The sequence below is a fragment of the Synechococcus sp. R6-10 genome (genome assembly GCF_047461815.1).
In the GTDB taxonomy this organism is placed as follows: Bacteria; Cyanobacteriota; Cyanobacteriia; order Thermostichales; family Thermostichaceae; genus Thermostichus.
On the sequence record NZ_JANSHW010000209.1, the window covers coordinates 1 to 13,094 of the forward strand.

Genomic DNA, 13,094 nt, shown 5'->3' on the forward strand with positions numbered 1-13,094 from the left:
GCGCTTGAGCCAGTCATCGACGATGTCGAACCATCCTCGCTCCTGACGCACGCGCCCTACCGCTATGGTCATAGGACGTCTCTCCAGAACAATGACGACGAATAAAGTGCAATACAGCAGCGCCCACAACAGTTCTGAGCAGCACTGTCCTTCCATCTTACGAAAAATCAATAAGTTGCAACATAACCTCAAGATGAGGCGCTGCATCAGCTCATCCGGCGCAGGGATCCCTTGTGTTTTAGGATGGGAAGGGTTTTGGCTGAGGGCAACTGAGCCGGGATCCGTTCACGGCGGCGGAGCGGAGCCCACAACACCAGGGAGGGCAGCGTGGTTCAAGCCAGGATTTTGTTCGCAGCGGCAGAGGCAGCACCTTTGGCCAAGGTGGGGGGCATGGCGGATGTGGTGGGATCCCTGCCTGTCGTTTTGCGCAAGCTAGGTCAGGATGTCCGCATCATCATGCCTCTGTATGGCTTTCTCTGGGACAAGTTCGGCCAGGAACCGGGGCAATACCCCCGCTCGAAAGATCCCATCTGGTCTAAACAGGTCATGGGTCAGGTGGCCGATATTTACGAAAGCGTTTTGCCCGGCACCGATGTGCCCCTCTACTTGGTCAGCCACTACTGCTTTGCTCCCCACCGCATCTACTACGGCGAGGACGAGTTCTGGCGCTTCACCTTTTTTGCCAACGCCGTAGCCGAATTTGCCTGGACTTACTACCCCTGGAAACCCAACATCATCCACTGCCACGATTGGCACACCGGCATGATCCCGGCCTGGATGCACCAAGCTCCCGATATTGGCACGGTGTTCACCATCCACAACCTGGCCTACCAAGGGCCCTGGCGCTGGCAACTGGAGCGCATGACCTGGCTGCCCTGGTATTTTTCTGCCCACAACACCATGGCTGCCGGGATCCTCTACGCCGACCAAGTGAACACCGTCTCGCCCACCTATGCGATGGAAATTCGCACCCCTCTGCATGGGGAAGGACTGCAGGACTTGTTGGCCTGGAAAGGGGAACGGTTGCGAGGAATTTTGAATGGGATCGACATCGATAGGTTTGATCCCCGCACCGACCCAGACCTAGAGGCCAATTTCAGCATCGATGATCTCAGCGGGCGGGCGACCAACAAAGCCACGCTACAGGCCAAGTTGGGCTTGACCGTTAACCCAGATACCTTCCTGATGGGCATGGTGGCCCGTTTGGTGGAGCAAAAAGGGATCGACTTGCTCATCCAAGCCTTGGATCGCTTTTTGGCCTACAGCGACGCGCAATTCGTTTTGCTGGGAGGCAGCGGCGAAGCCTACTACGAAGGGCGGATCCGGGAGATGGCCGAGCGGCACCCGGGCAAAATGGCCTACCAAAAAGGCTACCAACCCAAGCTGGCCCAGTTGATCTACGGGGGGGCAGATGCGTTTTTGATGCCCAGCCGCTTTGAGCCCTGCGGCATCAGCCAGATGATCGCCATGCGCTATGGGTGTGTGCCCATTGTCCGCCGCACGGGAGGGCTGGTGGATACCGTCAGCCACCACATCCCCAGCAAGGGGATCGGCACCGGCTACTGCTTTGACCGCTACGAAGCCCTGGACTTCTACACCTGTCTGGCGCGGGCTTGGGAAGCCTTCCAGCACAAAGAAACTTGGCAAGCGCTGCAGAAGCGGGGCATGGCCAGCGATTTCAGTTGGCACCGCTCAGCGCTGGAATACCTGCGCATGTATGAGCTGATCCTCAACCTACCGTTGCTGCCGGAAAACCCCTCCCCGCCTAAGCTCAAGAAGCCCATCTCCTCCCAGCCTCGCTCCAAAGGGATCCCTGAGCTGCAGCAAAGGCACGAGGAGTAGGGTAGAGTGGAACGGGTCAAAAAAGGTTTTGGGGGTTACCCGCACATGATTGGACGACGTCCTACTGTTGCTTCCCAAGGCTGTCGCCAGGACGCCATTGCACAGGGGCTCAGCCTTCTGCGCCGTTCTTGGGCGCGGTTGGTTTTCGGCGTATTACTCGGCCTCATCTTGGGCGTGGGCTCCACCTTCTGGGCCACTGCTCAGCAGCTCCCCACCGGGCAACAGCTTATTCCCAATCCGCAGCAGTTTCGCGCCCTAGAGCAGCCCAGCAGCGCCCTCAGCGCATTGCGAGCCGAACAACTGGCCGCCGAAGCCAATGCCGCCATCCAAGCGCAAAACTACGACCAGGCTGTCGAGCTGCTGCAACAGGTGTTCAACGCCTACAACCAGCGCTCCAACTACCACCAAGATCTCTCCCGCGCCTTCGCCGGGATCCAAAACCGCATCTCCGAAGAACAGCGGGAGCTGGCCCGTGTTGCCGCCCAAGCCCGGGATCAAGCCGCCTACGATTTGGCCGTGGTCTATCGCGCCGCCGGGCGACCGGAGGAGGCTGTGGGCTGGCTGATCCAGGTCATCAACAGCCAGGGCCCAACCCGCGAGCTGGGCACCCAAGCCTATCAGCAGCTCTTGGAAATCGGCTTTGTCAGCACCCCCTTTCCCAGTTAGAGCTGCTCTTCCAGATGGCGATAGAAGGCGAGGGCCGTTTGCCCATAGGTTCGTTGGTCAAAGCGCAGCAGGGATCCCACCTGGTCTGGTAGCTTCTGGCCGCTGCGATGCTCGACGATCAAGGTTCCGCCTGGCTTGAGCAAGGGCGGGATCAGGGGCAGGAGCGGGGCGTACAGACCGGCCTCGTAGGGAGGAGCAAAGTACACGTAATCAAATGGCTCCAAGTTCAGGCCGCGGCTGAGCAGCTTGCGGGCATCTCCCTGAATGACCTGGAAAGATTGCCCCGGCTGCGCCACCTTGGCCCAGTTGGCTCGGATGATGCGGCAGGCAGGGGCGGCAATCTCGATCCCGGCCACAAAAGCGGCCCCCTGACACAGGGCTTCTGCCCCCACCGTACCGGCTCCACAGCACAGATCCAGCCAGCGACAGCCTTCTACCTGCCCTTGCAAGATGTTGAACAATGCCTGCCTCACCCGGCCAGGGGTGGGTCGGGTGCCCAAGCCAGCGGGAGTTTGCAGCGCTCGTTTGCCGCTGATGCGCAGGCTCATGGGATCCCTTCAGGGGCTAGGCGTGGCCGGCAACTGGCCGGTCAACCCACTGCGCTGGGCGGCGCGATCCCGCTCCATCTGGATTTGCTCCACCAAAGGTTGGGGCAGTTGGGCGGAAGCTTGCAGGGCCTGATCGAAAAGGGGGACGGCCTCTCGGTCTTGCCCTTTGGAAACCAGAATTTGCGCCTTGAGGTAGTAAAGCTCGGGGTTGCTGCAAGAAGCAGCAATGGCTCGATCCACCGCCTCCAGCGCCTCGTCAAAGCGCTGCATATCCCGGTAGGCCAGAGCTTGGCCGCGGTAGGACAGATAGTCAGGAGCTGCCATCCGAAACTGATTTAGAGCCTTCTCCCGGTAGGTCAGCAGCAAATCCATGTAGCCGTTGAGCAGATTGAGCTCCGGATCGCTGCTGTCCACTGCTTGGGCGGCCCGGATGGAGGCAAACAATTGATTGAGGGTGGGCAGAGCTTTGGGCAAACCGATGACCACCCCATCTCGCACCACTATGTTGGCTGCCTCTAGCCCGTAGCCCACACCCTCGTAAAGGTTGCCACGCAAGGGATCCGTCTTTTTCAGCTCGGCAGCCACCTGTCGGGTTTGGGTAGCCAACCGGGCAAATGCTTCCAGATCTCCCTCCTGATAGGCCAGCGCCGCCAACAGGGCATAGACCATCGGCTCTTCGGGAGAGGCTTTCTTGGCCATTTCCAGCTTTTCCCGGCTCTGGCTGTAGCGGCCTGCACAGAAGAACTCTTCAAAAGCTGCCGCCACCTCCGGCCTGATGGGGCGGGCATTGTCCCCGCTGCGGAAGGGATCCTGCGCCCAAACGGGCAGAGCGGATCCCCACACCCAACAAATCACCCCCAGCAGTTTGCCCAGCCTGCTCATTTTGCCGATACTCATCCCCAGTGCCTCAACTCCCACCCCCATCTAACCCTCTCTTCAGCGCAGCAGTTGGGCAATCGAAGCAATAGCGGCATCTTGAACCAACTCATTGGGCTCATAGGCCAGAAGATCGTGCAAGGGACCCAAGGCGCGCGGATCCCCGATTTGGCCGAGGGCACGGGCCGCCGCCTCCCGCACCACCGGCTCATCGTCCGCAAGCTTGGTCAGCAAAGCCGGCACCGCCTCCACCACCCGCATTTGCCCCAACTGGTAGATGGTTTGCAGTTGAGCCTCCAGAGGGGTTGCTGCCGCTGGGAAAACAGAGCTGTACATGGAAATGCCCGCAGAACCGTCGGAGGAGTAGCCGCCATAGGCCATCGAGATGGCCGAGAGAGCCTGCAACGCCTCTAGGGCACGAGATCGCTCTGCCCCGCTCATCTGGGGCAATTGAGCCACCAGATCCTCAAAAGCTTGCTGCACAGGATCGACAGCCGCAGTCTGCTGGGCAATGCGAGTTAATTGGCGATCCGCCTGCACCTGCTGCCAAGACTGGAACGCTGCCAGACCTGCCACTATCAAAGCCGCATCGGCCAGAATGGCCAGCAGCGCCATTCCTCCCCAAATCTTGCTGCGACGGCTGAGCCTTTGCATTTGCTTGTCCACATAGACAAAGGCTTGGTGCTGCCGTTCCCAAAAGTCGGGGGCCACCTGCAGAGTTTGAGCGCTCAGATCGGGAGACAGAAGGTTTTCCTCGCGGGCTACCTCTAGGCTCTGTAGCCTTTGATTCAAGCGAGAAAATTGTTTCGTCCAGAGCCAAGTAAACATCAGGTCACGTCCTCTCTGCAAACCTGCCATCGAGAACCAAGTCTTGCTGACACAACATTGTGCAGGACATTGTGCGGGAACATTATGCGGGCTGTGCTGGCGTTCAGTGTCAGGCAAGGTTGGCCCACTTTCCCCTGGGATCCCAGAGGGGGAGCTTATGCGACAGGATAACAAAAGCGTCAGCTCCCCACCACCGGTCTTTACCCTAGAATCGCAGGATGCTTCTCAGTGTAGAGAGGCCGACGAAGGACGCAGAGAGGTTGACCGCGCTTGTGTGAGTGCTATGCACCGCTTCGCAACCGAGAGAACTCAAAGGCTACCGCGTCCAGCTTCCCGACACCCGGCTGACCGCTTGATCCATTCTGCCGCTGCCTGAGGAGATGCCATGACCACTGCCCTCACTCCCCGTAAAAGCTGTTGCTGAGTCGGTTCTGGCATCAAGCTCTCTCAATGTCTAGATAACTAGTGGATAACTAGTGCTATCTAGTGTTGTACGCCCCTATCCCTGACCGCCTCTCGTTCCCCCAGAAGCGATATGTGAATCTCTGTAGCTGCGGCCCGTTGGGCATCACCTCCAGGTAAGCGGAGAGGGTGGGATTCGAACCCACGGTGGCGTGAACCACGGCAGTTTTCAAGACTGCTTCCTTAAACCGCTCGGACACCTCTCCAAACTGCTGGGATCCCCAGACTTTTATTCATTTATGCTACGCAATGGGCTTCAGGCTGTGCAATCACCAGCCGACCACAACCTCCACAGACTTATCAGATCCCCTCGGCAAAAGCCCCCCTTCGACCGGGTGGGCGGCACCTATCTTGACTTGAGCCAAAGCCAGCAGCCATCGAGCAGATACCAAACTTAACCAGAAGGGTCCAGGATCCCCTTCTACACTGGCAGATAAGCCACCCCAGGAGGATATATGCCCATTCCACCCCCGCCCGGCATTACTCCCAAGCAGATGAATCTGCTGCGAGCCGTCACTGCGATGGCCTGGTCTGATGGTGCGCTAGAGGCTGCGGAAGTAGAACTCATCGCCCAGCAACTCTCTCAGCATTTTGCTTCGGATCCCGACCAGCGGGCCAGCTTGGCGCAAGAGATCCGCCAGTACCTAGTGCAGCAAGTCCCGTTGGAGGAGGTGCTGTCGAAAATCGGCGATGAGGCCGAGAAGCGTCTCATCCTCAAGTTGGGCTACCTGGTGATTGCCGCCAGCGCTCGCAGCCCGGAGGAGCCCGTGGTGAATCTGGAAGAGCTGGATGCTTTTCGGCAGTTGGTGGAAAAGCTGCAACTGTCACCGGCAGTGGTGCAACAGGTCTCTCAAGAGGCAGAGGCTGAGCTGGGGGATCCCAGCATTGCGCCGATTGAAGTCTTGGTGCAGGGGTTTACCCGCCACTGCCGCTAGAGACCTGAGTGGACGCCTGATGGTTGCGAATGGCCCGCTTGACCAAATTGAGGAAGGCAAAGGCCCGTTGGTCGGTGGGATCCAAGCGCATCACCGCTTGAAAGGCTGCTTCTGCCTGCTGTAGAACGGCCAGATCGATTTGGCCATCCTCATCGGCTTCCAGTTGGGCCTTTTGCAAGAGGAGGGCCCCTCGATTGTAATGGGCTGCCACATGGTTGGGATCTGCCGCCAAAACGGCTTCCAGCTCTGTCAGGGCCGGATCCAGATAGCCGCTCATGCCCAGTACCCAGGCCAGCTTGTAACGAGCTTCGGTATGGGTTGGATCGGCAGCAACCGCCTGGCGAAACGCTTGGATGGCAGCCTGGAAATCGCCCGCTTGTACCGCTGCGATGCCTTCTTGGTAGCTGTCGTGAGCCATGAGCAAGTTGGGGGTTGAATGGGAACCTGGCGTGAGGTTATTTGCAGCTTAACCCTTGCCAAACGTGTTGCCCCCAATTCCCATCCTAGATGCCGAGAACAGAGCCGTGCCCCCGCTGGTTTACCGTCTTTTCCCTCTTGGGGGTGCCATCTGCAGCAGGAGAAACTGCCGCGGCAGGAGATTGGAGATTGCGCAAAGCCTGACCCCCTCAACCTGTGCCCCTTCCTAGGATGAACATAGCCATTGATTGGGTGTGAACCATGAATGCCAAACTGCTTTTCCTACCGCTGGCTTTGGGGCTGTCTGTGGCTCCGACCACCGCTGTTTTTCCGCAAACCCTAGGCATCTACCCTCCTTTACAAAGGCTGCAACTGGCCGATACTCGTCAGTTGGATGTTGGCACCCGCTCCATCATTGTCAACCCCGTTCCTTCCGACCTGCGGGTGAATCTGGAGCTGGATCGGCACGGGTCTAACCCCATCTACCGGCCTGGCGAGCCGATTGCCATTACCCTGAGCACCAACCGCGATGCCTACGTCTACTTGTTCAGCATCCAAGCCGATGGCCGTACTCACCTGATTTTGCCCAACCGCTTTTCCGGCGGCAACGAGTTTCTGCGGGCCGGAGAAGTGCGCACCTTCCCGCCGCCGGGGGCCAGCTATCGGTTGACCATCGCTCCACCCTTCGGCCAAGCCCAGGTGTTGGCGGTGGCATCCCCCCGTCCGCTGAACTTCCAGGAGATCGCCTCTTTCGAGCAGAGTGGATCCTTTGCCGACGTGCGGGTGCGGGGATCCCAACTGGGCAATGCCATTGCCCGCGCCATTATTGTCGAGGGGATCCCTTCCGACCAGTGGGTGACGGCCACTCGGTTCTATCGGGTTGCCCCGCGCTAATCCAAGCTCTGAGACCTCAGGTGGATGGCCCGCACAGGATCCCCTTCATCGGGTATATGACCAGCCCCACCGTTCAAGCTGGGAAGGAAGTCAACCACCCCAAAGGCTGCCCAAAGATTGGGTTCATCTGCCACAATGAGAGCAGCCAAAGGTAGTCTCGGCTACGTTTCTCCTGTGCGGTTTTGGTCGGCCATTCTATGTCCCCTTCCTCCAAGCCCCTGAGCGAGCAGATTCGCAGCATTGACGACCATCTCTCCCGCCGCCCCCTGGATCTGGATCCGGCGGGCTATTTCGTCATCTACTTGGATCGGGAGCAGAACCTCATTTGCGCCAAGTACTACAGCACCGTCATCAATGAGCGGGGGCTGGCCACCGATCCGGAAACAGGAGCTGTGATCCCGGCAAAGGGCTCCGTCAACCGATCCCCTGAACGGGTGTATGTTGGGCGCACGGCCAAAGAACTGTGTGTACAGATCTTTGAAAAGGAGCAGGAGAGAGTGGTCTCCCAGCTCAGCCATGCGGCCTACTTGGGAAGGGAGTTTCAAAAAGCCGAAGCTGCCCTGATCTCCGGCGAGGAGTACATCCAAGACTAAGCCCGCCCATGCAGCGCCAGAACTCACCAGAGACCTAGCAGGGGGGCCCCGGCATTTATGCCTGGAGAGGGAGCGCTATCCAATCTGCTACACCAGGCAAGCAGGCACCAGAGACGGATGTTTAAGGCGCCGGTGAGCTAGCCCGAAGGGGCAGCCTTGGGAAACCCGGTCTAGGGATCCCAGAAGCCCCTGACTTTGGCTGTGGGGTAGTTCACATCATCCCCTTAGCTCCAGAGCCAGCCGCCGAGGCCGCCGGTTTGGGCTCAGGCTTCTCCACCACAATCGCTTCGGTTGTGAGGTACATTCCGGCTATGGAAGCCGCGTTTTGCAGCGCTGAGCGCACCACTTTGGCCGGATCGACGATCCCCTGGGCAAACATATCCACATAGGTTCCGCTCAGGGCATCGAAGCCAAAGGGCATCTCCTTCTCCAAAACCTTTTCCACCACCACTGACCCTTCCAGACCGGCATTGTGGGCAATCTGAAAGAGAGGGGCCTGCAAGGCTCGGTAAACAATTTCTGCCCCCACCTGTTCTTCGGCATTCAACTTGGCCTTGAAAGCCGGGATCCCTTTGGAGAGGTGCAATAGCGTCGCCCCGCCGCCAGGGACGATCCCTTCTTCCACCGCAGCTCGGGTGGCATTCAGGGCATCCTCAATGCGCAGCTTGCGATCTTTGAGTTCGGTTTCAGTGGCAGCCCCCACTTTGATCACCGCCACTCCCCCGGCTAACTTGGCGATGCGTTCTTGCAGTTTCTCGCGGTCGTACTCGGAATCGGTGGTTTCCAGTTGCTTGCGAATTTGAGCCACCCGCTTTTCCACCGCCGCCTTGGTGCTGCCATCGGTCACAATGGTGGTCTTGTCTTTGGTGACAGTGATCTTGCGGGCCACCCCCATCATGTCCAGGGTGACCTTATCCAGCTTGATGCCAACATCCTCAGAGATGAGCTGCCCGCCGGTGAGAATGGCGATATCTTCCAGCATGGCTTTGCGCCGATCCCCAAAAGCCGGAGCCTTGACCGCCACCGCATTGAGTACCCCCCGCAGGCGGTTCACCACCAATGTGGCCAGAGCCTCTCCCTCCACATCCTCCGCAATGACCAGAAGAGGCCGACCCTCGCGGGCCACCCGCTCTAGGATGGGCACCAGATCTTGCAGGCTGGAGATCTTGTTGCTGGTAATCAGCAGATAAGCATTCTCATACTCGGCCACCATCCGCTCCGAGTCTGTGACGAAATAGGGGGAAATGTAGCCGCGGTCAAACTGCATCCCCTCCACCACGTCCAACTCGGTTTCCAGCGACTTGGATTCTTCGACCGTGATCACCCCATCTCGCCCTACAGCATCCATGGCCTTGGCGATCATCTCTCCCACTTCGCTGTCGTTGCCGGCAGAGATAGTGGCTACTTCGGCGATGGTCTTACGGCCTTCCACAGCCTTGGCGTGAGCCGCAATTTGCTCCACCAAGTAGGCGGTGGTCTTTTCAATGCCGCGTCGCAAGGCCACAGGGTTGGCGCCCGCCGAGATGTTTTTGAGCCCTTCCCGCACCATGCTTTGGGCCAGGATGGTGGCTGTGGTGGTACCATCTCCGGCCACATCGTTGGTCTTAGAGGCCACTTCCCGCATCAACTGGGCGCCTGTGTTCTCCAAAGGATCCGCCAACTCAATTTCTTTGGCAATCGTGACCCCGTCGTTGACGATTTGGGGGGCACCAAACTTCTTCTCCAAGACCACGTTGCGTCCTTTGGGGCCAATCGTAACCTTGATTGCATCCGCCAGTTGGTTGATGCCCTGCTCCAATGCCTTGCGGGCCTCTTCTCTAAACAGAATCCGCTTTGCCATAGAATCCGCGATCCTCGTAAGTCTGACTGGGCTCCTACTTTGGGTACTGCCAGGCGGAGTGGGGTTCCCAGGAATCCTCCGGCTCGGCTAGCAGGGAGTTAGCACTCTAAACTCCCGAGTGCCAATCTAGCTCAAAGACGGGAGCCTGAGCAAGATGGGCAGATCCGGAGTCACGTTTTGGCTGACAGGGGGGAGAGGGCTAGGAGTTGCCGCCGATCAGGATGTCGGGAAACTGGGCCTGGGCTTCGCTGATGGGGCGGTTGCGCCCGCCGTTTTGCCAGTAGTTGATGAGTTCGGTGGCTCGGTTGAGCAGCTCGATGCGATCCACTTCGCTGATCCAAGTTTTGCTTTCCAGCTCAGCCTTAAGCTGCTCCCAAGCGTCATCCCGCGGCCAGAAAAAGTAGTGGGTGAGGGGGCTGCGGTTTTTGGCCACCACCTGATCGACGGCAATAGCCAAATCGTTTTCCAACCAGAGGGCTTTTAGGGCGAACTTCGGCAAGGCTCTCTTCTCCTTTGGGCTACTCAACGGACGATCCGATCCTAACCAGGCAGCCTTTCATTCTGACATATGTCCTGTCCATCGGCGGGCCGAGAGCCGGAAGATGGATACGGGCTCAGCCCTGTCTGGGGGCAAAGGGCCCTAGATCACAGAGGGCTGTTTCCCCTTTCAGTACCAAGTCCCGCAGGATGGCGGCGCTGATCGGGGCCAGCAACACTCCATTGCGATAATGGCCGGTGGCAATGAGCAGATTGGCGTAGCCAGGAGCCCAACCCAGGATGGGGGCGCGCTGTCCCACTGGTCGAGGCCGATGGCCGGCCCAATGCTCCAACAAAGTTGCTTCGGCCAAAGCCGGGCAGAGCCTGATGGCACGGGCCAACAGATCTTGTAGCGCCAGCAGCGTCGGCTCGGGATGGGGGGCCTGAAACTCCACTGTTGACCCCACCCACAGGGATCCATCCCCCAGGGGAACCAGATGCAGATCCGCGTCGGTGACCACGGGCCCCAGGGGGATCCCGGGGGCTTTGACCCGCAGGGCCTGACCTTTGACCGCTTGCAGCGGCACCTGCAGCCCCAGCTCTTTGGCCAGAGGAGAGCTGCCCAGACCTGCCGCCAGGATGACGTGCCCTGCCGAGAGGGTGAGAGCGGGCGTGTAAACCGTTTGCAGGCGAAAGGGGGGATCCGAGCTGCGCTGAATCTTCTGGACAGGCTGGTGGAAGAAAAAGCGGGATCCCTTGCGTTGGGCTGCTTCCAAGAGAGCCTGGGTTAGGAGCTTGGGTTGGACTTGTCGATCCTGGGGAGAGTAGATGGCCGCCGCCAGGTCGCTGCGCAGGCCGGGCTGCAGGGATCCCACTTCGGCAGGGCTGAGCAGATCTAGGCGGTAACCTGCTTGTCGGCGGGCCGCCAGGGTCTCTTGCCAAGCTTCCACTTCCTCCTCCCTGAGGAGTTTGAGAATGCCGCGCCGATTGACGGGCAAACTCCGGCCCAGGTCTTCCTCCAGCCGCGCGATTAGGGGATCGAACTGCTCCAGGCTTTTCAGGCGAAGCTGAACCGTCTCCCCACCCGCTTGCCGACTGGAAATGCCCACCAATACCCCCAGAGCTGCCCCTGTCGAGCCGGCGGCAGGATCCCCGGCATCGATCCCAACCACCGATAGGCCAGCCGCAGACAATTCGTAGGCGATGGCACAGCCCACCACCCCACAGCCGATCACCAACGCATCACAGTTCAACAGCCCGACCCTCAACGGAGACGCTTTTCGTAGTGATACTCCACAGAGTTGCTGCGATCGTGCAATTCACGAATTTCCGGCAGACGCACATAGCCGAGCCGCTCATAAACCCGATGAGCCGTCGTGAAGCGAGTATCTGTCCACAGATGCAGAGAGTCCGCCTGCTGCTGCCGAGCCGCAAATTCGGCCTGTTCAATCAAACGCCGACCCAAACCCCGACCGCGCACTGCAGGCAGGGTGTAGAGTTTTTTCAGCTCCATGCGCCCAGGGATCCCATCGGGCACAAGGCCGACACAGCCGACCACTTGATCCTGATGCTGCGCCACCCAAAGGGATCCCCCCATCTCCGCGAAAGCTGTGGCAGGCTGAAGCAACTCCGGCACCTCTTCGATGTCCAATACACAGCCTGGATACTCCGCAAAGACCACTTGCAAAATGTGGAGCAGAGCCGCACTGTCCGAGTTTTCCGCAGGACGGATGTCGATCTGCATCGAGCAGCGAAGAAAAAGAAATCATCGTTAAGTAAAGCTTTCTCGATTGTACCTGGGCTTGCTCGAGGACTCTGTTTTCTCTGTTTCTCAGGGAGCAGAGGATCCCTGAGGTGAGCAGCTAAGATCGCTAGCATCCCCAACCCCATCTGCCCATGGATACTGAACTGCTGGTTCCCGACGTCGCCGATCTCGTAACAGAGGATGATACCCCGGTGGATAACTTTGCCTCGGAAAAACAGCAGCGCCTCTTGACAGGGGCTCTCTACAGCGCTTTGCGCGGCAAAACCTTTTTAGCAGCGGCAAATGTAGGCATCTACACCGCCATCGGTCGGCCCCCGATTGTGCCGGATGTTTTTCTCAGCCTGGACGTCACGGTGCCGGAGCAATGGTGGGAGAAGCAAAACCGTTGCTACCTGCTCTGGCAATTTGACAAGCCGCCGGATGTGGTGATCGAGATCGTCTCCAACCGCGAAGGCGACGAGCTGGAAGGCAAGCTGAGCCGTTATGAGCAGATGCGAGTTAGCTACTACGCGGTCTTCGATCCCAATCATGAGCTGGGGCCAGAGGAGTTGCGCATTTTCGAACTGCGGGGCCGCCACTACGCGGAAATGACCGAGACCTGGCTAGAACAGGTGGGGCTGGGCCTGACGGTGTGGGAAGGCGTTTTTGAGGGGAAACAAGCTCGCTGGCTGCGCTGGTGTGATGCCCAAGGGCAGTTGCTGCTGACCGGCGATGAACGGGCTGAGTTGGAGCGGGAACGGGCCGAGCAAGAACGCCAAAGGGCGGAGCGAGAACATCAACGGGCGGAGCGTCTGGCAGCAAGATTGCGGGCTTTGGGTGAGGATCCCGATTTGGAGAGCTGAAGCCCAGGGATCCCCTTCAGCACCCACCCTCCACTACACTCAGCTAGAAATCGCAGGAGCCCCGCACTGTACCCGTAGGGTCAGTGTCGGGAGGAATGCGGAAGTTATG

At 59.2% G+C, this 13,094-nt stretch carries 15 protein-coding genes and 1 tRNA gene; 6 read left to right on the top strand and 10 right to left on the bottom strand.

The genetic code is table 11. The annotated features are described in order from the left end of the window. Positions 1-207: hypothetical protein (locus NW837_RS06610; RefSeq protein WP_414330024.1), on the bottom strand; the 207-nt coding region annotated here is incomplete at its 3' end. A gap of 120 nt (positions 208-327) precedes the next feature. Between NW837_RS06610 and glgA the strand changes: the two genes are divergently transcribed. Both glgA and NW837_RS06620 read left to right on the top strand, forming a co-directional pair. Next, positions 328-1,842, top strand: coding sequence for a glycogen synthase GlgA (glgA, locus tag NW837_RS06615; RefSeq protein WP_414330026.1), 1,515 nt, complete (start codon positions 328-330; stop codon positions 1,840-1,842). A 45-nt stretch (positions 1,843-1,887) separates the two neighbouring features. Next, positions 1,888-2,508, top strand: a complete 621-nt coding sequence (locus NW837_RS06620) for a hypothetical protein (protein ID WP_414330028.1) — start codon at positions 1,888-1,890, stop codon at positions 2,506-2,508. On the opposite strand, the gene rsmD is transcribed toward NW837_RS06620, so the two are convergent. From rsmD to NW837_RS06640, 4 genes are all read right to left on the bottom strand, one after another. Beyond that, the gene (rsmD, locus tag NW837_RS06625) at positions 2,505-3,056 is read right to left on the bottom strand and encodes a 16S rRNA (guanine(966)-N(2))-methyltransferase RsmD (RefSeq protein ID WP_414330030.1); all 552 of its coding nucleotides are present in this window, start codon (positions 3,054-3,056) and stop codon (positions 2,505-2,507) included. The genes NW837_RS06620 and rsmD overlap by 4 nt on opposite strands. Before the next feature lie 9 nt (positions 3,057-3,065). Beyond that, positions 3,066-3,953 carry a Sll0314/Alr1548 family TPR repeat-containing protein gene (locus NW837_RS06630; protein ID WP_414330032.1) on the bottom strand — a complete coding sequence of 296 codons (888 nt, stop codon included), beginning with the start codon at positions 3,951-3,953 and terminating at the stop codon, positions 3,066-3,068. Between the two features lie 39 nt (positions 3,954-3,992). Beyond that, on the bottom strand, positions 3,993-4,760 hold the full coding sequence (locus NW837_RS06635; RefSeq protein ID WP_414330034.1) for a HEAT repeat domain-containing protein: 768 nt from the start codon (positions 4,758-4,760) through the stop codon (positions 3,993-3,995). 583 nt (positions 4,761-5,343) lie between these two features. After that, positions 5,344-5,428: transfer RNA gene (locus NW837_RS06640), tRNA-Ser, on the bottom strand. 249 nt (positions 5,429-5,677) lie between these two features. On the opposite strand from NW837_RS06640, the gene NW837_RS06645 reads away from it, so the two are divergent. Beyond that, positions 5,678-6,157, top strand: a complete 480-nt coding sequence (locus NW837_RS06645; RefSeq protein ID WP_414330036.1) for a TerB family tellurite resistance protein — start codon at positions 5,678-5,680, stop codon at positions 6,155-6,157. Here NW837_RS06645 and NW837_RS06650 read toward each other — a convergent pair. Further along, entirely contained in the window at positions 6,138-6,575 is a 438-nt protein-coding gene (locus NW837_RS06650) for a tetratricopeptide repeat protein (protein ID WP_414330039.1), read from the bottom strand. The genes NW837_RS06645 and NW837_RS06650 overlap by 20 nt on opposite strands. A gap of 260 nt (positions 6,576-6,835) precedes the next feature. Here NW837_RS06650 and NW837_RS06655 point away from each other — a divergent pair, with 260 nt between their 5' ends. After that, positions 6,836-7,468 carry a DUF4384 domain-containing protein gene (locus NW837_RS06655; RefSeq protein WP_414330041.1) on the top strand — a complete coding sequence of 211 codons (633 nt, stop codon included), beginning with the start codon at positions 6,836-6,838 and terminating at the stop codon, positions 7,466-7,468. A 197-nt stretch (positions 7,469-7,665) separates the two neighbouring features. Then, positions 7,666-8,061 carry a DUF4346 domain-containing protein gene (locus NW837_RS06660; protein WP_414330043.1) on the top strand — a complete coding sequence of 132 codons (396 nt, stop codon included), beginning with the start codon at positions 7,666-7,668 and terminating at the stop codon, positions 8,059-8,061. A gap of 211 nt (positions 8,062-8,272) precedes the next feature. On the opposite strand, the gene groL is transcribed toward NW837_RS06660, so the two are convergent. The 4 genes from groL to NW837_RS06680 all read right to left on the bottom strand — a co-directional run bounded on the left by groL (position 8,273) and on the right by NW837_RS06680 (position 12,122). Next, entirely contained in the window at positions 8,273-9,901 is a 1,629-nt protein-coding gene (groL, locus tag NW837_RS06665; protein WP_414330046.1) for a chaperonin GroEL, read from the bottom strand. Between the two features lie 199 nt (positions 9,902-10,100). After that, positions 10,101-10,427: a 30S ribosomal protein PSRP-3 gene (locus NW837_RS06670; protein WP_414330048.1), complete on the bottom strand. Its 327-nt coding sequence runs from the start codon at positions 10,425-10,427 to the stop codon at positions 10,101-10,103. A gap of 88 nt (positions 10,428-10,515) precedes the next feature. Continuing rightward, a complete protein-coding gene (locus NW837_RS06675) occupies positions 10,516-11,631 on the bottom strand; it encodes an NAD(P)/FAD-dependent oxidoreductase (protein WP_414330050.1) in 1,116 nt (371 codons plus the stop codon). Positions 11,632-11,642: 11 nt separating this feature from the next. Further along, positions 11,643-12,122 (bottom strand): GNAT family N-acetyltransferase, encoded by a 480-nt coding sequence (locus NW837_RS06680; protein WP_414330053.1) that lies wholly within the window; start codon positions 12,120-12,122, stop codon positions 11,643-11,645. A 152-nt stretch (positions 12,123-12,274) separates the two neighbouring features. Between NW837_RS06680 and NW837_RS06685 the strand changes: the two genes are divergently transcribed. Further along, a complete protein-coding gene (locus NW837_RS06685) occupies positions 12,275-12,985 on the top strand; it encodes a Uma2 family endonuclease (RefSeq protein ID WP_414330056.1) in 711 nt (236 codons plus the stop codon). The last annotated feature ends 109 nt before the right edge of the window (positions 12,986-13,094 follow it).